Consider the following 17,777-nt stretch of genomic DNA (forward strand, 5'->3'; position numbering starts at 1 on the left):
TCAAACAATTTATTAATATATATAAAAACCCCACCTTCTTCTAAGTTATTCGGTGGGGTTTTACTATGTTTTTTTCCTATTCATGACTCATCAACTACACCTCTAACTCTTTTTTTACCTCTTTTGCCTGAGAGCGACTTGTTCTAGCTAAATACGCTAATACTTTTACGCTTGGAAGTTTCCCTTTTTCTTCATAATACTCCAACGCCACCTTTTTTATCTGATGCTTATCGATTGTCAAAATCTTTTTGGATGCTCTCTGGAATATAGAATTTGTAACGTGGCATGGATTTGGCTTTGTCTGATCATTTGCGATTGATTTTTGCTCTTCATTTATCTGCTTTGGATGCTTGTCATTAGACTTCAAAGGAATCGAATCGTCTAAATTCCCTGTTATCGCTTCACCCACAACACCCATTGTTTTCGCTTTTTTCTGATCTACTTCAAATGATTTTGTCTGTGCATCCTGCTCAACTGAGCTGGTCGAACTTACTTTGACATTGTTATCATTCTCATTAGGAACCGATGTTTGTATAGATTGCTCACATGTTTGATTGTTTGAACTTACTGATTGATCATCATCAGAAATAAGATGATTGTTTTTTGGTTTGGAGATCTGATCATATAAAATTTTTTTCATCACAAGTATAATCGCTGGTGTTAAGATGCCAAGGGTTTTACCGAGCCAGTTATCAGCTACTGCTGCATAGTTTGACACAATTAATATGATAAATCCAAGTATAAAACCTGACCAAACATATCCAGAATGCTTTTTTCGATGTGTAATCGCGTAATCAATATGGGTGGAACAAAAGATAAACATGACTTCCCAGACATAAACTCCGACATATGCTCGCCAATCATTATAACCAGCTAAAGCCATTAATTTAATAGTATGGTTCAAAGATAAAGCAATGATGCAAATGACAACTAAAAAATTGGCAACAATCATAAAAGATTGAGATACTCTTTTTATCAACCATTTATATGGTCTTGACCTTTTCCCTTCATTCGCAAACCTATGCTTCCCTTTTTTAGTAGCATTGTAATACAATGAAATCATCTCCCAATCATTTTGGATTTGCTTGATCTCAATGTAAGAAGCCTAAGAGAAGGTTTATTCACTACTCACGGAATATTCGGTTAAATAAATTTACCTCTTTACTCAAGCTGATGTAACACATTCTTCCCATTGCTAAACACTGTCTTTACATCTAAGTCTAAAGAACCCATTATCACTTATGAATCTCAAATTACGATTGATTTGTTTCGTAAATTTATTGCGTCTACTTAGATGCTCCCTGTCTTTTTATTTTCCAGTAAATGATCTCCTAAATCAACTCTCAAATCATCTGCTCAAGCCTTCTATCAAGTTCTCCTTTTGAATAAGCGTGTTTCACATTATCCATATTTACATTTGTTCATGTTTACTTTTAAATATAGTGCTTAATTATCAAATAATATTATAGTTAATGTCAAAAAATCCTAAAAAATTCCAATTCCCCCTTCATTCTCGTAATGATTTTTCACTTTCGTTCATAAATGGTAATATGCTCTTTATTGAAACTATCATATAAATATTTGTAGTTTCACTCATTATTTCCCTAAGCGATAAAACTATATACAAATATAATAAATTAGCATTATACTATTTTTGTATTTTATATCTTTTTCCAAAGGAGGTTTTTTATGTTAAAAAAGCTAAAATATGCAGTTGGATCACTGGCTATCGCTAGCTTACTTGTCGTACCAAATCTATCGCTTGCTAAGAATCTACCTCATCAGTATGGATCAACCGCTTATCAACACGTTTATTATCTGACAGAAAAGATCGGTACTCGTGTAACTGGATCAGCTCAAGAAAAAAATGCAGGGGCATATACCTCTTCACAATTAATAAAATTAGGTCTCAAGCCAAGTACACAATCTTTTTCCTTTGTTAGCACAGACCAGACCATTTCATCCCAAAACATTATTGCCACTAGAACTGGTAAATCAAAGAAACAGATCATTATCGGTGGTCATCTCGATTCAGTGGCTGCTGGGAAAGGCGCCGACGATAATGCCTCTAGCATTGGCGTAATTTTAGAGACCCTTCAGCGGTTAAAACATCAAAAAACTCCTTATACTTTAAAATTCGTTTTCTTTGGTGCAGAGGAAAAGGGACTCAAAGGCTCTCAACATTATGTTTCACAAATGAGTGAACAAGAGAAGCAAAATACTGTGGCAATGATTAATTTGGATAGCTTAATCGCTGGTGATAAAATGTATGTTCATGGTAGTAAAACAATTGATCCGCTTCGCAATTTTGCGCTTAAAATTGCAAAACAACAGCATGTGAAATTAGAGATAAACCCTGGTAAAAATCCAGAATATCCAGCGGGCACAACAGGATCTTGGTCAGATCATGCATCTTTCCAAAAAATAGGAATCCCAATCCTTTATTTTGAAGCTACTAACTGGGATATTGGTGAACTCGATGGTTATACACAAACAGAAAAAGCAGGTTCTATTTGGCACACTACTAATGATAATCTCAGTTATCTTCAAAAGGAATTTCCTGGTCGCACACAGGATCATTTAGCTGGATTTACGAAAGTGCTATATAAACTGATCTTATCCATCCGTTAATCATAAAAAGAGTTCTCGTCTATGAGAGCTCTTTTTATATAACGATGAGCATTATCTGCTTTCAAAACATGTTGCAAGTATTTGCTCAGAAACCTTCTGTTCGTCTCATCGATGTTACAACAAAATTTGGATACGATGATCAATCGCATTTTATTCATCAATTTAAACGATACTATGGAAAAGACCAAGCCAAATTTATAGCAACAGTTGACCGTTTTTTACAATTTATCGTGATGAAATAGAGGTATCATTTTTAATAAATTCATTTAGGAGGGGTAACATGAAGGTACAACTGGACATGGTCGGGATTGTAGTAGAAGATATGAAAAAATCATTAGACTTCTATCGTCAATTAGGTCTTGAAATTCCTGAGGAAGCGAACAAGGAACCACATGTAGAGGTTCAACTAAACGGAATGCGACTAGGCTTTGATACGATCAAAACGGTTCAATCCATCTATGGTCACTGGGAGGAGCCTGTTGGTCATCGGATCGAATTAGCATTTTTATGTGATCATGTTGATGAAGTCTATCATCATTTAACCAAGCTTGGCTATACTGGGTATCGTGAACCGTGGGATGCCTTCTGGGGTCAACGTTATGCGATTGTCCTTGATCCTGATGGCAACCGAGTTAGTTTATTTGCGTAGTCTACATGAGAGTGCATGTGCCTATTGTTAAAATTATTTATTTTAGCCCCTTTATTCGCTCTAGACTAGATATTTTATCTCTTTTATGTTTATATATAAAGTAACCTTTTTTCATTGACGATCGCCACCAACCCTTTGCCGTGTGGTTGGAAGCTTACTTAAGCTGACGAATGGTAAGCACCGATCGTCTAACTTCCTGGAGGATGCAGATGACCACCGTGGTCGCCACCGAGCAGAAGAAGACCCTCCGTTCGACCCTGGACACCGGCCTCAACGCGCTGGCCGCGCTCGAAGCGCAGATCGCCGCACCCGAGAAGCGCGCCGACACCCCCGAGATCACGACACTGCTGGACAACCTGGTCGTGGCCGAGGGCGCGGCGCACAGCGCCGGCATGCTGGACGAGTCGCTCGACGACAACAAGTCCCACCCGGTCACGAGGAAGGTCATGCTCGCCGCCGGAAAGCCCAAGCTCCGGCTGAAGAAGCTCCAGGACGCCTGATCGACGATCGGCACCATCGCGTACCCGCCGCGGACGCCCCTTTCGGGGTACTCCGCAGCGGGTACGCTGTTTTTATAAAGCTTTATAACTCTTACAAAGCATCATGATCAACATATCGCTTCCCATCCCACTCACCGAGTAAGTGAACTGCTATTCTTGCACCATCTCCAGCGGTGATGATGGTATGAGAACTAGTACCCCCAGCTTGTCCTGCTGCCCAGATTCCCTCCACGCTTGTTTTTCCCAGATGATCGACTTGAATCGCTGCTTTTATCCCTGAATCTGTTCGATCTGTTAACTGTAAGCCTAAACTTTTAGCAAGTCTCATTACCTTTCCAGTTGCAATGATGACTTGATGGGCTTCATATTCGCCTTGTTCGGTTTTCACAAGAAAACCATTTTCAATCTTTTCAATAGCAGTTACTTTATCTTTCACCACTTTAGCACCAAATTGCTTTGCCTGCTTAATCCCTATCTCCAATAACTCAGGGCCAGTCGTCTCTAGAACACCATAATGATTTTTGATGAGGGCCATTTTGGTTCCACTCTGGTCACTATCGACTAGGATTGTTTTCTTACCTGCTTTTGCCAGAAATAACCCCGCGCTAGTACCTGCTGAAGCAGCTCCGACTATTAATACATCATACATTGCGTTTCTCTCCCATCCTATTTTATGTAATGAGTGTATCAAGAATCGATACACCCATTAGAATTAGTTAACTTTATACATGTTATCGTTTGATTCGTTGTAAACGTAGTGCATTGAGTACGACAGATACAGAACTGAGTGCCATCGCTGCCCCAGCAAGCCAAGGAGCTAAAAATCCAAGTGCCGCAATTGGAATGCCTAGCACATTATATCCAAGCGCCCAAAAGAGATTTTGTCGGATATTCGTCATTGTTTTCTTACTCATAAAGATCGCATCTGCAATGCTGGTTAGTTCTCCGCGAATCAGTGTTACATCAGAGGCTTCCATTGCAATATCTGTACCCGTTCCAATCGCCATTCCTATGTCTGCCGTAACGAGTGCCGGAGCATCATTAATTCCATCGCCAACCATTGCTACTTTTTTGCCTGCTTGTTGCAACTCTTTTACTTTATTCGCCTTATCCTCAGGTAGTACTTCAGCTAGAACATGATCAATCCCCACTTGATTTGCAATGGCTTGTGCTGTTCGCTCATTATCGCCTGTGATCATGTAAACTTCTATACCTTGTTGTTTCAGTGCGGCAATCGCATCTTTCGATGATTCTTTAATCGTATCAGCAACAGCGACAATCCCTGCAAATTGACCTGCAATCGAAACCAACATCGCTGTCTTACCACTTTCCTCTAATTGGTTCATATGCTCCAAGGAGACAGGGGGGACTTCAACGCCTGTTTTCACCATTAATTTACGAGTACCAATTGCCACTTCCTGTCCATCAACTACTGCTTTTACACCAAATCCAGGTACCGCCGTAAATTCATCTGTGGATGCTAATTGAATATTTTTAGCGGTGATTCCTTCAACAATCGCTTCTGCTAAGGGATGCTCAGAGTTTTTCTCCACTCCGCCAACAATTTGCAGAAATCTCTCATTATCAACCTGTTGCTCAATGATTAGATCCGTTAGCTCTGGTTTTCCTTTTGTAATCGTACCTGTTTTATCTAAAACAATCGCGTCTAACAAATGAGTGGTTTCAAGATGCTCTCCACCTTTAAACAAGATTCCTAGCTCAGCAGCACGTCCTGAACCTGCCATGATCGAAGTTGGAGTTGCAAGTCCTAAGGCACAAGGGCAAGCAATGACAAGAACAGCAATCGCTTTTTCAAGCGCTTCGGCAAATTGTCCAGGCTCTACTAAAAAATACCAAATCAGAAAGGTGACAAGTGCGATGCCCACAACAATCGGAACAAAGACGCCTGAAATTCTGTCGGCAACCCGTTGAATCGGTGCTTTTGATCCTTGTGCATCTTCAACAACTTTGATGATTTGTGCTAACGCTGTCTCTCTTCCTACTTTTATTGCTTCAATGATCAGACGACCGTTTTTATTAACCGTTGCGCCAATCACCTGATCTCCTGCATTTTTATCAATGGGTAGACTTTCTCCTGTTAACATCGATTCATCTATAGAAGAACTTCCTTCAATCACTTTACCGTCAACAGGGATTTTTTCACCTGGTTTGATGACAATGTGATCACCTACGACTACTTGCTCAACCGGAATTGTTTGTTCTTGTCCATCTCGGATGACAAGAGCAGTTTTCGCTTGTAGACCCATCAATTTCTTAATCGCTTCAGAGGAACGACCTTTTGCCCGAACTTCAAACAATTTCCCTAGCAAGATCAAAGTGATTAGTATGGAGCTTGTTTCATAATAGAGTTCAACTTGATGACCACCGTGTCCAATCGATGTTATGGAAAGATATAAACTATAAAAATAAGCGGCTGATGTGCCAAGTGCTACCAGGACATCCATATTGGCACTTTTATTGCGCAATGCTTTATAAGCTCCTACATAGAAAGGTCCACCAATAATAAATTGGACAGGCGTTGCTAAAGCCAGTTGAAACCAGGGGTTCATAAAAATATCTGGCAACCAAATAAATGAAGTAAATTGAAAATGACTAACCATCGCCCATAGTAATGGGAAAGAAAGGATTGCTGAAATGATAAATCTCCATTGCTGTTTTTTGATCTCCTTTGCACGACGATCTTCATCCGCCTGATTTTGATCGCTTTTCACATTTGCTTCATAGCCTAGTTTTTTCACTTTCTGTTGCAAATCCTGAATCGATACCTCAGCAGGATCATAGTTAACTTGTGCTGACTCAAGCGCAAAATTAACCGTTGCATTTGAGACGCCAGATAGCTTATTTAAGCCTTTTTCGATCCGATTGGCACAGGCAGCACATGTCATTCCACCAATTTGAAAATCAACTGTTTCTTTCACTGTCTTATATCCTAGCTTTTCAATCTTTGCTTCCAACTCCGCTACAGAAGCTTTATCTGCTTCATAGGTGACAGTTGCTTTCTCCAGTGCAAAATTTACTGTTGCTTCTGACACACCTTCCATTTTTGAAAGTCCCTTTTCAATCCGATTAGCACAAGCAGCACATGTCATTCCCTCAATACTAAATGTTGTCTGTTTTGTAGCAGTGCTAGTAGTCATCGTAACCCTTCCTTTCTATCTAAAATACCTATATAGGGTATATATAACTTCTAAAAAAAATTGTCTTTCAATTTCATATAAATTAGGAATGATTCCTTCTTTACATACCCTATATAAGTATAATCTCCCAACATTTTTATTCTTCCTCCATACGATCATTACCATTCTCCATCGTAGATGCTTATCGTGCAAATTTAACTGACATCATAACCTAGTTCCTCAATTGTCTCTTTAATCGTCTCAATCGACTGTTCAGACTCGTGATACTCAACCTCAACTATATGTTTTTCTAAATGAACTTTAGCTTTTACATTCTCTTTACTTAATGCATCTGTAATGATCATCACACAGTGTTGGCCATGCATTCCGTTAACATTGAATTGATGTTTCATTATCTATTCCTCCTTGTTAATTGCTTTTATCTTACGTCTTGTTCGCTGCGATGTCTACAATATACCATACCCCTATATAGTATGTAAAGACCTTTTTTATCAATTGGGTAGAAAAAGGAGAATTTGTGGAGTCAATATTTCACTGGGGACGGAAAAATGCTCCTTAACCCGTTTTGAAGACATCAACACATCCTGAAATGGAGGCTAAGTGTGAAAACCTTTACTTTGTCTACAAGCTGAAACCCCCTCTGATGAGGGGATTCAACTTCATTTGTCTATTTTATTTCATTAATTTTTTAATTGTATATAATACCTCATCTATTACCTCTGTTTCTCCATCTTGAATTCGTTCGATCACACAACTTTTCATATGAGATTCTAGAAGTAGCCGACCAACACTATTTAACGCAGATTGTACAGCCGCAATTTGATTTAAGACATCATCACAATATACATCTCGTTCAACCATACCTTTTATTCCACGTAACTGTCCTTCAATCCGATTTAAACGACTTGTTAAATTCTTTTTCTCTTTCTCAGAATGATGACTACGCCGCTCTCGATCCTGATGGCTATGTTTATCTGTTGATCCGCAACAATCATCATGTGCATCTTGCGCAGAAGTTCTTTTTTCAATAATCAATCGATCCATGACCATAACCTCCTTTATTAACATACATTATACCCGCATAAGGTATATTGATAAAGAGATTTATTTATGATGGATATGCCGAGCGTGTTCATTCTACTACATTGACAACATAAGAGACTGTTATCACCTTTCCTTGATGCTGAAATTGTCCCCAAATCTTATAGACTCCCTTGCTAGGAAATGTAGTGGCAAATTTTGCATCAGGTCCTTGTGCTTTCTCCTCGAGAGGATGAACATGTAAATATTGCTCTTGGTCATCACTGATGATCACTACATGACCCACGGCTCCTAAATATTGCTGTAAGTTTGTAATGGGTTGCTTGGTTCTTTCATCCTTTAGGGAAAAGGTTAATTGCGTTTCCCGGTTTGCCTTCAAATTTGAACCACCTTGGAGTGTGATTTCTTTTCCGTCAACTGCTTTTGTCCATGTTTTCTCCACTTCAAGTGGTTCATTCTTTGTTTCTCCCTGAATATCTAAGTCATGTTTCGCGATCACTTGCGAACCTCCCTGTGGAATAAAATCGGCATAAAGCCTATACTTCCCACCAATTGGAAACTGAGTCTTTACAATAAACTCTCCATTTCCTTTCCACTCAGGATGCAGATGATCGAAGTACGAAAGATCTTCACTAACTGCAATAAGATGTAGTTTCTTTTCATGATTGATTTTAAATTCAGGGATTGGCTTTCCCTGCTTATCTTTGATCACAATTCGTATTTCTCCTGCCTGATCTGCTTTTTGGATCATAGAACTCCACTGTGTATCTACAGTTATTTTTTCTTCTTGTCCATGTTTTTGATGATTCATATGTTCAGCTTGACCCTGCTTTCCATGCTCTTGATGTGCAGAAGCATTCTCTTGTTCTCCGCCGTTCGAATGCTGCGTATGATTCTGATGTGTAGACGTATTATTGCAGGCTGCTAAAATAAACACTGTTGCCAAAGAAAATATCAGGATACTTCGTTTATTTTTCATGATCTTCATCTCTCCTAATCTAAAAACATATACATAGTATATGTATAATAAGTCGCTGTAAAGTCCATTTCATCACGTAAATTCCACATCGTCCTCTTTTTACAAGATATTAAAATCTAGTTCTTTTTTGGTACTTTGAGCAAAATTAAGGCTAATACAGCGGCAAGGAAGGCAACGATTCCTGCACCAATAAATGCATGATGAAATCCTTCATTTAAAGCAATTATCTGCTCGACACCTTTGGCTAATTTAGATGAAGTAGTTGCTCCAGAAATGGCAACCATAATCGCTAGTCCGATGGCAGAACCTACTTGATAGGTGGTATTAACAATTCCAGATGCTAAACCGGATTCCTCAGGTTTTACACCTGACATCGAAGCCATTGTTGCTGGGATATAGGCAAAAGCCATTGCCAAAGCAGCGATGATGGAAGCAGGTAGTACATAAATCGCAAAGCTACCATTTAGAGGAGTATTTGAAAAGAGTAATAATGAGACACCTAACAATAACATCCCCACAATAAATGGACCTTTAAAGCCAAATTTACCGATTAGTTTTCCAGTAAAAGTAGTCATTAGAATCATGATTAAGACAGTCATCGGCAAAAGAGCGATCCCACCTGCAAATGAAGAATAATGAAGAATTTGTTGTAAATATAAATTTAAGAAATACCAGAGTGGAATCCAAGTAGCTGCTAGAAGAGCATTCACAATATTGCCTGCCACTAGATTAGGTGCTTTAAAGATATGCAATGGAACGAGTGGTTCTTTTTTTACTTTCTGAATTAGCAAGAATAGACCAAATAACACGACAGATGCGGCTAATAATCCGATTGTTTGCCCAGACATCCAGCCATTAAATTCTGCTCGAACAATGGCTAGAACAGCCGTTATAATCGAGGCTGTAACGGTAAATGCACCTAAAAAGTCAACTTTTCCACTACCCCTACTCCCTTTTTGCAATAACTTTGGAACAAGAAACAAAATAATCACACCGACAGGTACATTGATCAGAAAAACCCAACTCCAATCAAGCCATTCTGTAATAATACCTCCCAAAAATACACCTGCTGAACCTCCAGCTGCCGCAGAAGCCCCCCAAATTCCCATTGCTTTATTTAATTCTGCTGGTTGATTTGAAAATAACTGCATGACAATGGTTAAGGCTGATGGAGCAATCAGCGCTGCTCCTAATCCTTGTAGTGCTCTGCCGATATTCATCGATGCTTCAGACCATGCTAGTCCAGCAAATAGAGAAGCAAGTGTTAAAATAAGAAAGCCCAAGCTAAAAATTCGCCGCTGTCCAAATAAGTCGGATAATTTACCCCCTAATAACAATAGACCTCCAAATACAACAACATATGCATTAAAAATCCATTGTAAATTGGATTGAGAATATCCAAGTGCTTCTTTTATCGATGGTAATGCAACACCAATGATTGACGTATCTAAAATGACAAAGAACTGTGCTGCTGCTAGTAAAAATAATGCCATCCATCTCTTGGGATTGGGAATTGCTACTGTATTTGTATTCATTTTGATCTCCTCCACCATCTATATACGTACATAGGGTATATAAAGAGGCATAAAAATGCCCCTTTTATTCTGTTGCTTCATACCCAATATCTTCTAATGAATCTTTAATTTGTTCCAAAGAAATTTTCTGTTCATCAAATTGAATCGTGACAGTACGGTCTGCTAATTGTACATCTGCATGTACTCCCAACTCATCCAAAGTTCCTTTAACTTTCCTTGCACATCCACCACAAGTCATATCTTCTACTTTTAACCGTTTTTCCACTAATACCACTCCCACCCTAAATATACACCCATAGGGTATACTTAGATTAACATTCATCTATTGCATTTTATATCCTACACGACATAATAGATCAGATACATGATTTACATAATCATTCGATTGCTAGCCTTTCATGAAAAACAATAATTACTTAAATAAAGAAATGAACATGATATAGGGGAAAATAATTTGTTGGTGCGTGATTTACTCACATGAAATTCGTATTTCCATTCGCCAACTGAAAATGATGAGCTTCATCATAAAAAGCCTATTACCATATACTTTATGTTATATCATAACTTTTCTCCTCCTTTCACTCAATATAATACTATACCCCCCTAAAGTATGTAAAGTCTTTTTTTATCCATTTGCTTATCTTTTATAAGCTGTTAAAAATCCAAGTCCCCAGTGCACATTGATGTATGGCACTGAGGACTTGTCTCAACTTATTGAATTGAACCGAGCCCAACAACGATGAGCAATTCGCCCACTCCAAGTTTCATGACAGAGGACAAAGGTCAAGATCCAACCAAAGTAGCTATTTCCATCTCCTTTCAGTTCTTCCCGACCAAATTGTATGGCCAGGGTCGAAATAGGAAGAAAGAGGATCAATAAACCCCATATTCCCTGTTTTCCTACCACATCAACCAAAAAACCAAGCCCAAAATCAACAAGCAAATCTCCCAATGAGTTTGCAAGCCAATTGAAAGCTACAATCATTGACTTATTTGTTTGCCGCAAGAACAGTGTCTCGGACAAAATGATATTACTCAATCCGGCTCCTATCGATGTTAACATCAGGCCCAAAAAGATTGAAACAAGCGTATGTGTCATCATGAGCAAGAACAGTCCACAACCAAACAAGGCAACACACAGCTTTAGAACATGCTGGTTCCACTGCGGAGGAGACAGTGCTGCAAGGCTTTGTCCTATCAGCCCACCGACAGTGACACCCAACATCACGTTACTAACCCACATCCCTTCTACCGTTAGAGGTATATAGATATAGCCTATCTCTCTTGATACAGCATAAGGGATGATGATCCCACCTGTTATCAAGAACAACTTAAACCAATGGACATTTGAAGTTCCATGGCGGTTATTTGTCCTGCTTTTGCCCTGACTCCTCTCGTGAGGTTCATTGTTGTTCAAAAAAAAGCTAATTGCAAAGATAAGGAACGGGCTGAATCCACCAACCATACTCCAGACAATGACTGTCATGTTTTGCTCAAACCAAAATCCAAGTGCTCCGATTACAATAGACACCAAGATCCCCAAATAGTTTCGAGCAACCAGCCCTAGACGATGAGCATTGTCTGTCTTAGGTAGTCCTCGTTGAATCAATTCCAAAATAGACATGAACGTAATGGCATTGACAAAACCAGAAAATATCCGCAGTATGAACAATACCCACCATTGTGGCATCTTTGCCAAACCAACACCAAACAGTATTGTGGTGCCAATCATCGCCAAGGAGCTAAATCTCAATATGCCAATAAGTGAGAACTTCTTCCTTCTCGTCGCAAAGTAAAGATTTGCAGCAATTGAGCCAATGGCAAATCCACCTTCAATGAGATGAACATTTGACTCATTTCCTGTGCTTGATACGGCTCTAGTAATCGGTCCCGAAAAAAACGCGTTGTAAGAAATTTGCAGAACATTAAGCACTAGTGCAACAATCAACATTTGTTTCCCTATCTAAAACTCTGATGCCAGTTGCTCCACAATGGACTCTGCGCAGTTTTTTACGCTAAGAAAAACAGAGGTCAATCATATTATATCTTAATAAAAAGCGAATTCTCATAGTTATCCCGAAACTAAGAAAAAATCCATTTTAATGAAGCAGACTCTTTTTAGAACAATGATAAAACAAAAAATAGTAACCGAATAATATTAACACCTGCGCAATTGTTAATATTAGAAAAATATTGCTATAAATGAAGCCCTCATGAATACCCATTTTCCCTCCTAAATCAATCAATTTTCCGTAACTCACTGAAGCAACTGCTTGTGCTATAAAGATGACCATTGATAAAATCCCCATTCCAATTCCCGCTTGTCCTCTTGGCAAAATAGTTGAAATCGAATTGGAAATTGCAATCATAATAAAAGTTTGTCCAATTGTACCCAGTACTAGAAAAATTGAAATAAACCAAGGAGAAAATTTCAAAAACATATTTAACAAGACAAAACTAATAATCAATAACAAGGAAGATATAACGAATAAATACAGATTTCCTTTTCGATCAGCAATCCTACCTCCTGTTCTGCCTAATATAGCTGAAACGATAGCTGCAGGAACCATCATGAAAGCAATATCTTGTGGTTGAAGACGATATACCTGGGACAATAATAATGGAGTTAAAAAAGGAAGTGATAATAATATCCCACTTAAAATAAATGCTAAGATTAATCCAATAGAGTAGCCTCTACTTGCAAATAAACGAGGTTGTATAAAAGGGTTAGTTATCGTGTAGATTCGAATCACAAATAGTCCTATGCTACATCCTCCAACTAAAGAAAGTATCCAACTGCTTTTTGTGATACTTAAAAGAAGTGTAGTTACAGCTATAGCAAGGAAAATACAACCTAACCAATCCATTTGTTTGGTAAAACTTCTTTCTTCTTCACGTAAATATTTCTGATAAAAAGGTAGTGCACATAAAACGAAACAAGGTGATAGAAATAACCAGTGCCAATTTGTGATGCTTATAATAAACGCTGATAAAATGGGGCCTATAGCGCCTCCTATCGATAAACCGACAAAAGCCATCCCGATTGCAGCACCTCTTTTCTCTGGAGAAAAATAGCGTATAGGAATTATATTTGAAGTGGCTGGAATGACGGCAGCTCCAACTGCTTGCAAACACCTTCCAACAAGAACCATTGAATATGTTTGTGAAATCAAACCAACAATCGAACCAAAAGCGAAAAATAATAAACCAAAAGTGAGCAAATTTTTAAGTTTGTATTGATCTGCTAATTTTCCATATAAGACAGTACCCATTCCATATATTAAAATATAAGATGAAGTCACCCAGCTGACTTGTACTGTTGTTAAATGAAATGTCTGGCGAATTTCTGGCAGCACAAAATTAAACATAAATGCTGTCATTGCTGAAATGATGTGGGTAAACATCACCACATACATCAATTTTTCACCTGTTGGTTGAAGCATCTTCTGTGACATCGATGACAGCACCCCTTGTGCGAAAATTTCGATAAAATCGCACCGATCTGTAAAAGAAAATGGTATTGTTGAAATAAATTATATTTAACAACAATACCATTTGATCTATGCATCAAACACATGATTACTTGAATTGTTTAATTGACATCTGTAGCTTATAGTTACCAAATTGTAAAATTCGATCTAAAAATGAGTCAAGTTGTTCTACTGAGCTAACAAGAATCTCAAGCAAATAACAACCTTCTCCACTAACTCGATGAACAGTACGTATGATTATCTCATTCTGACAAAATTGAATAAATGGTTGGTGATCATTTGAGTTCATAAACATTGTTACAAATGCACGACTCGATTTTAAAAAATGATCTCGATTTACTTGAACAGTAAATTTTTCAATCACACCTATCTTCTCCATATTCTGCACACGATTTGCAACTGCTGGTCCAGTAAGATGAACAAGTTCACCAATCTCTCTCCACTGCATCCGTGAATTTTCTTCAAGTAATTTAAGAATTTTCAAGTCTGTTTGATCCAGCATATTCACCCCAACCTCAGTAAAATTCTCAAGCAAAACCTAGAATTTCTCCATTTTCTGGAATCCATACCCGATCTTTATCCTTTGTTTCACTCAAGTATTTTCTCATCTCTGCTCGAGTGAGTAAACAATGATTCCATGTTTCAAAATGAATAGCAATAATATTTAATAGTGGAGAAAAGGCAAGCATTTGTTCTAGATCATAAATGCCCATTGTAATAGGACCACCTTCTAAAAACCGGGCTTCACCACTATTGATTACTGCATATTTTGGATGATATTTTTTCAATGCTTGAGAAACATCTTCACACCATATACTATCTCCTACTATATAGAGACTTGGTTCATGCACATGCTGTAAAATAAATCCAGATACAGGCCCTAGATTTACCGCAAGCTCCCCTTTTCCATGTTTACCACCCGTACGAATGAGGCAAATATCATTCCATTCAATAAATTCCTGTATAGGAACTACATTCTTAAAACCCCAGTTACTTATTATTTCACTATCATTCGGTTGACAGAATAAAGGTAGATTCTTTGGAAGTGACTCAATCGCAGTATCATCGAAGTGATCTGGATGTAAATGAGTGACTATAATCGCATCAATATCTAGCATAGATTCAATTGTAACTGGTAATTCAACCATTGGATTTTTGATTGTATTTGCAGAATGATCTACGGGTGGTTTTGAACTTTTTTCGCTGAACATAGGATCAACTAAAATTTTTTTACCAGCATAAGTTAAAAGAACAGTAGCATGTCGAATCATATGAAATTTCATTTTAACTTCCTCCAATTTTTTCTTTATCCTTATCTAAATACTACAAAGAAAAACAATTTGCTGGAGAAAGAAAAAGTCATTTTTTATTTCTTGATAAAAGTATTCATATTTATTTACTGTTTGAATTCAAAATCATACATGAGCATAAAAATAACCCACTAGAGGTGGGCTATGCTGATCATAATTACTTATTTAAGAAATCTAATACTGTATCAAGAAATAACTTAGGCTGTTCACCACTTGGCATATGGCCCGATTGTTCAAATTCGATAAAAGTTGCGTTAGGGATTAATGATGCGATTTCTTGACCACGCTCGGGTGGATTCATTCCATCATATTTTCCACTGATAATGAGGGTTGGGGCAGTCACTTTAGGCAAATCTTCACGAAAATCGAATCCTTCTAATGCTCGATTTGCAGCATTTTGTTGCGCTGGTGTTAATACGGTAGCAACAGCATTTATTTCCCGAATGATTTTTTGAGCAAGCGGTACGTTATAAAACATGTATTTTGTAATATAAGCAAACTTTTCATCAAAAGTAAGCCCTTCTAACTCCTCTGTGTGGCGGTTCGTCAGTTCTTGTAAGGAACTTGTTTTACCATGTGCCTTAGATACAACTAGTATTAATTTCTTGATACGTTTGGGACATTGTGTTGCCACTCCTTGCGCAATATAACTTCCCATTGACTCACCAAGAACGGATGCAGAATCAATTTTTAGTAAGTTCATTAAAGCAATCACATCATGTATATGATCCTCTATTGTATAATGAGGTAGTTTTGAAGACTTCCCATGACCGCGAGCATCAAGTACAATCGTACGAAAATGATGTTTCAGTTCCTCGACGCGGCTATCAAAAGCGTGGTGATCCATTGTTAAACCATGAAGCAATAGGAGTGGTTCCCCTTGACCAATCTCTTCATAATAGAGCGTAGCACCATTTGAAAGGAATGTAGGCATCATTTTCACTCCACTAATATATTTATTTCATTGCCTCTATATCAATCATTTTGTTCGGTATCAATCCATCCTGATTTGCATTTATCATCTGTTAAACGATTGGTTTTGCGATAATCGTGATGAATGCTTTTTGCTCTAATTGATAAGGCGACTGGGAGTTGATCTAACCTTCAAAGATTACTTTTAAATGGAATGATGATGATTTCCTTTTGAAGGATTGGCAATAACAAAGCCTTCCTGTGGAATATAAAAATATTGAATCCAAACCCCGTCCAATAATTCTTCTCGACGGTCTAATAACACATCGATCTCTTTGTCCGTTTTGATAATCTCATCATGTTCAGTTGGTGTATCGAATTTCAAATCATAGTGTACATGATTACCATGTTGACTTGTTATAAAGACACGAACCATTTTCCCTTCATTTTCACCTTCACTAAGCATCCTTTTCAACACTTTTGCTGCATTGCGATTTATTTTACATTTCATCATCCATAACCTCATTTCATTAAAAGTTCTATGAACTTATTTATTATACACTTTTTGCTTTAAAAATCATTCAGTGATTCAGATAAGATGCTATATCGCCGCCAGAATGTAAGGCTCATGAAAACAAACATTCGATCATCATCATTCTTCCTCTTTCATGTTTGTTTTTAATAATAGATTCATATAAACTAATTAGAAACCAATAGCAATTTGCGGATAAAATCTTTTCTCTAGAAGATTGTTTCCCATCTTAAAGTTCAAACACCAAAAGAAAGAGTGTGTGAAGATATTGCAAGAACTCCATCAACTGCTAAAAGAACTTAACTTACTTCCTTATCAAGAGACAATTACACAATTCCTGCGTCCAGCAATCTATATGAATACGAAACCAAATAAGCATCTTCCCATTGGCGCATCAAAAATAGGCGGTAACCCTGATCTACCACCTCATTTTCAATTTCCTACCTATGCCGACGGAAAGCAACAAACTTTTTTAGCCCAATACCGACTAGCTGACCTCACCGCTTTCTCGACTGCACAGGTTCTCCCACCGTCAGGAATGCTTTATTTTTTTCATCTGGAAGAACCTTACGATAATCATGATCGGCTTCTATCTTGGCAATCGGAGTGGGCAGCTTGGAGCGTCATCTACTGGGATGGAGATGAGTCCACCCTTCAACCTTATCATCCGGAATCATTTATATACCCACAAGCACAAATTCATTTTGAATTAGGTTGGTCTGGCGATATTGAGGCATTAATTGGGAAGCTTTTCCCAAGAGAATCTGACGTTGATCCAATCAACAAGCTTTATGAACTTGAAGAACAGCTCGCGCTTTCAAATTTAACTCACCAATTATTAGGCTCTCCAATAGCTCAACAGCCATGGTACCAAGTAGAAAATCCTGAGCAAAAAACTCTACTTCTTCAACTTGATAGTGATCGACAAATTGAGATGATCTGGGGGGATTGTGGGACTGTCTATTTCTTTATTTCTCCAGAAGATCTGAAAAAAAGAGACTTCACTAAGATCGATTATGAATATCAATGGGGTTAAAGA

19 protein-coding genes are annotated in these 17,777 nt (G+C 37.9%); 5 read left to right on the plus strand and 14 right to left on the minus strand.

The features are described 5' to 3' along the window. Window positions 1–94: 94 nt before the first annotated feature. Window positions 95–1,054 (minus strand): hypothetical protein, encoded by a 960-nt coding sequence (locus tag BUB71_RS03725; RefSeq protein ID WP_073152167.1) that lies wholly within the window; start codon window positions 1,052–1,054, stop codon window positions 95–97. A 635-nt stretch (window positions 1,055–1,689) separates the two neighbouring features. Here BUB71_RS03725 and BUB71_RS03730 point away from each other — a divergent pair. From BUB71_RS03730 to BUB71_RS03745, 4 genes are all read left to right on the plus strand, one after another. Next, window positions 1,690–2,631, plus strand: a complete 942-nt coding sequence (locus tag BUB71_RS03730; RefSeq protein WP_073152170.1) for a M20/M25/M40 family metallo-hydrolase — start codon at window positions 1,690–1,692, stop codon at window positions 2,629–2,631. 68 nt (window positions 2,632–2,699) lie between these two features. Beyond that, a complete protein-coding gene (locus BUB71_RS03735; protein WP_139278964.1) occupies window positions 2,700–2,873 on the plus strand; it encodes a helix-turn-helix domain-containing protein in 174 nt (57 codons plus the stop codon). A 38-nt stretch (window positions 2,874–2,911) separates the two neighbouring features. Next, window positions 2,912–3,280 carry a VOC family protein gene (locus tag BUB71_RS03740; protein WP_073152177.1) on the plus strand — a complete coding sequence of 123 codons (369 nt, stop codon included), beginning with the start codon at window positions 2,912–2,914 and terminating at the stop codon, window positions 3,278–3,280. A 209-nt stretch (window positions 3,281–3,489) separates the two neighbouring features. Beyond that, complete coding sequence (locus tag BUB71_RS03745; protein ID WP_073152180.1) at window positions 3,490–3,780, plus strand: hypothetical protein; 291 nt, start codon at window positions 3,490–3,492, stop codon at window positions 3,778–3,780. Between the two features lie 91 nt (window positions 3,781–3,871). Here BUB71_RS03745 and BUB71_RS03750 read toward each other — a convergent pair whose 3' ends face one another. The 13 genes from BUB71_RS03750 to BUB71_RS03810 all read right to left on the minus strand — a co-directional run bounded on the left by BUB71_RS03750 (window position 3,872) and on the right by BUB71_RS03810 (window position 16,717). Continuing rightward, on the minus strand, window positions 3,872–4,429 hold the full coding sequence (locus BUB71_RS03750) for an NAD(P)/FAD-dependent oxidoreductase (RefSeq protein ID WP_073152183.1): 558 nt from the start codon (window positions 4,427–4,429) through the stop codon (window positions 3,872–3,874). Between the two features lie 82 nt (window positions 4,430–4,511). Then, window positions 4,512–6,938, minus strand: a complete 2,427-nt coding sequence (locus BUB71_RS03755) for a heavy metal translocating P-type ATPase (protein ID WP_073152186.1) — start codon at window positions 6,936–6,938, stop codon at window positions 4,512–4,514. 194 nt (window positions 6,939–7,132) lie between these two features. Continuing rightward, the gene (locus BUB71_RS03760) at window positions 7,133–7,330 is read right to left on the minus strand and encodes a cation transporter (RefSeq protein WP_073152190.1); all 198 of its coding nucleotides are present in this window, start codon (window positions 7,328–7,330) and stop codon (window positions 7,133–7,135) included. A 280-nt stretch (window positions 7,331–7,610) separates the two neighbouring features. Beyond that, window positions 7,611–7,982, minus strand: coding sequence for a metal-sensitive transcriptional regulator (locus BUB71_RS03765; RefSeq protein ID WP_073152195.1), 372 nt, complete (start codon window positions 7,980–7,982; stop codon window positions 7,611–7,613). Window positions 7,983–8,070: 88 nt separating this feature from the next. Beyond that, entirely contained in the window at window positions 8,071–8,958 is an 888-nt protein-coding gene (locus tag BUB71_RS03770; protein WP_073152199.1) for a hypothetical protein, read from the minus strand. 116 nt (window positions 8,959–9,074) lie between these two features. After that, the gene (locus tag BUB71_RS03775; RefSeq protein ID WP_073152202.1) at window positions 9,075–10,493 is read right to left on the minus strand and encodes an MFS transporter; all 1,419 of its coding nucleotides are present in this window, start codon (window positions 10,491–10,493) and stop codon (window positions 9,075–9,077) included. A gap of 64 nt (window positions 10,494–10,557) precedes the next feature. After that, entirely contained in the window at window positions 10,558–10,758 is a 201-nt protein-coding gene (locus BUB71_RS03780; RefSeq protein ID WP_245815505.1) for a heavy-metal-associated domain-containing protein, read from the minus strand. A gap of 441 nt (window positions 10,759–11,199) precedes the next feature. Then, window positions 11,200–12,444, minus strand: coding sequence for an MFS transporter (locus BUB71_RS03785; RefSeq protein WP_073152205.1), 1,245 nt, complete (start codon window positions 12,442–12,444; stop codon window positions 11,200–11,202). A gap of 148 nt (window positions 12,445–12,592) precedes the next feature. After that, window positions 12,593–13,948 carry an MFS transporter gene (locus tag BUB71_RS03790; protein WP_073152208.1) on the minus strand — a complete coding sequence of 452 codons (1,356 nt, stop codon included), beginning with the start codon at window positions 13,946–13,948 and terminating at the stop codon, window positions 12,593–12,595. Between the two features lie 124 nt (window positions 13,949–14,072). After that, window positions 14,073–14,486 (minus strand): Lrp/AsnC family transcriptional regulator, encoded by a 414-nt coding sequence (locus BUB71_RS03795; protein ID WP_073152821.1) that lies wholly within the window; start codon window positions 14,484–14,486, stop codon window positions 14,073–14,075. A 25-nt stretch (window positions 14,487–14,511) separates the two neighbouring features. Then, complete coding sequence (locus BUB71_RS03800; RefSeq protein ID WP_073152212.1) at window positions 14,512–15,267, minus strand: MBL fold metallo-hydrolase; 756 nt, start codon at window positions 15,265–15,267, stop codon at window positions 14,512–14,514. Window positions 15,268–15,451: 184 nt separating this feature from the next. Beyond that, window positions 15,452–16,231: an alpha/beta fold hydrolase gene (locus tag BUB71_RS03805; RefSeq protein WP_245815506.1), complete on the minus strand. Its 780-nt coding sequence runs from the start codon at window positions 16,229–16,231 to the stop codon at window positions 15,452–15,454. A gap of 180 nt (window positions 16,232–16,411) precedes the next feature. After that, window positions 16,412–16,717, minus strand: a complete 306-nt coding sequence (locus BUB71_RS03810; protein ID WP_073152824.1) for an iron-sulfur cluster assembly accessory protein — start codon at window positions 16,715–16,717, stop codon at window positions 16,412–16,414. Window positions 16,718–16,997: 280 nt separating this feature from the next. On the opposite strand from BUB71_RS03810, the gene BUB71_RS03815 reads away from it, so the two are divergent. Beyond that, entirely contained in the window at window positions 16,998–17,774 is a 777-nt protein-coding gene (locus tag BUB71_RS03815) for a YwqG family protein (RefSeq protein WP_139278965.1), read from the plus strand. Window positions 17,775–17,777 lie beyond the last annotated feature (3 nt).

This window comes from Seinonella peptonophila (assembly GCF_900129355.1).
In the GTDB taxonomy this organism is placed as follows: domain Bacteria; phylum Bacillota; class Bacilli; order Thermoactinomycetales; family Thermoactinomycetaceae; genus Seinonella; species Seinonella peptonophila.

Excerpts from the sequence above, each read along its gene's own strand:
- BUB71_RS03730 (WP_073152170.1), top strand. The coding sequence starts at position 1,690 with ATGTTAAAAAAGCTAAAATATGCAGTTGGATCACTGGCTATCGCTAGC.
- BUB71_RS03735 (WP_139278964.1), top strand. The coding sequence starts at position 2,700 with ATGTTGCAAGTATTTGCTCAGAAACCTTCTGTTCGTCTCATCGATGTT.
- BUB71_RS03740 (WP_073152177.1), top strand. The coding sequence starts at position 2,912 with ATGAAGGTACAACTGGACATGGTCGGGATTGTAGTAGAAGATATGAAA.
- BUB71_RS03745 (WP_073152180.1), top strand. The coding sequence starts at position 3,490 with ATGACCACCGTGGTCGCCACCGAGCAGAAGAAGACCCTCCGTTCGACC.
- BUB71_RS03750 (WP_073152183.1), bottom strand. The coding sequence starts at position 4,429 with ATGTATGATGTATTAATAGTCGGAGCTGCTTCAGCAGGTACTAGCGCG.
- BUB71_RS03755 (WP_073152186.1), bottom strand. The coding sequence starts at position 6,938 with ATGACTACTAGCACTGCTACAAAACAGACAACATTTAGTATTGAGGGA.
- BUB71_RS03760 (WP_073152190.1), bottom strand. The coding sequence starts at position 7,330 with ATGAAACATCAATTCAATGTTAACGGAATGCATGGCCAACACTGTGTG.
- BUB71_RS03765 (WP_073152195.1), bottom strand. The coding sequence starts at position 7,982 with ATGGATCGATTGATTATTGAAAAAAGAACTTCTGCGCAAGATGCACAT.
- BUB71_RS03770 (WP_073152199.1), bottom strand. The coding sequence starts at position 8,958 with ATGAAAAATAAACGAAGTATCCTGATATTTTCTTTGGCAACAGTGTTT.
- BUB71_RS03775 (WP_073152202.1), bottom strand. The coding sequence starts at position 10,493 with ATGAATACAAATACAGTAGCAATTCCCAATCCCAAGAGATGGATGGCA.
- BUB71_RS03785 (WP_073152205.1), bottom strand. The coding sequence starts at position 12,444 with ATGTTGATTGTTGCACTAGTGCTTAATGTTCTGCAAATTTCTTACAAC.
- BUB71_RS03790 (WP_073152208.1), bottom strand. The coding sequence starts at position 13,948 with ATGTCACAGAAGATGCTTCAACCAACAGGTGAAAAATTGATGTATGTG.
- BUB71_RS03795 (WP_073152821.1), bottom strand. The coding sequence starts at position 14,486 with ATGCTGGATCAAACAGACTTGAAAATTCTTAAATTACTTGAAGAAAAT.
- BUB71_RS03800 (WP_073152212.1), bottom strand. The coding sequence starts at position 15,267 with ATGAAATTTCATATGATTCGACATGCTACTGTTCTTTTAACTTATGCT.
- BUB71_RS03805 (WP_245815506.1), bottom strand. The coding sequence starts at position 16,231 with ATGATGCCTACATTCCTTTCAAATGGTGCTACGCTCTATTATGAAGAG.
- BUB71_RS03810 (WP_073152824.1), bottom strand. The coding sequence starts at position 16,717 with ATGAAATGTAAAATAAATCGCAATGCAGCAAAAGTGTTGAAAAGGATG.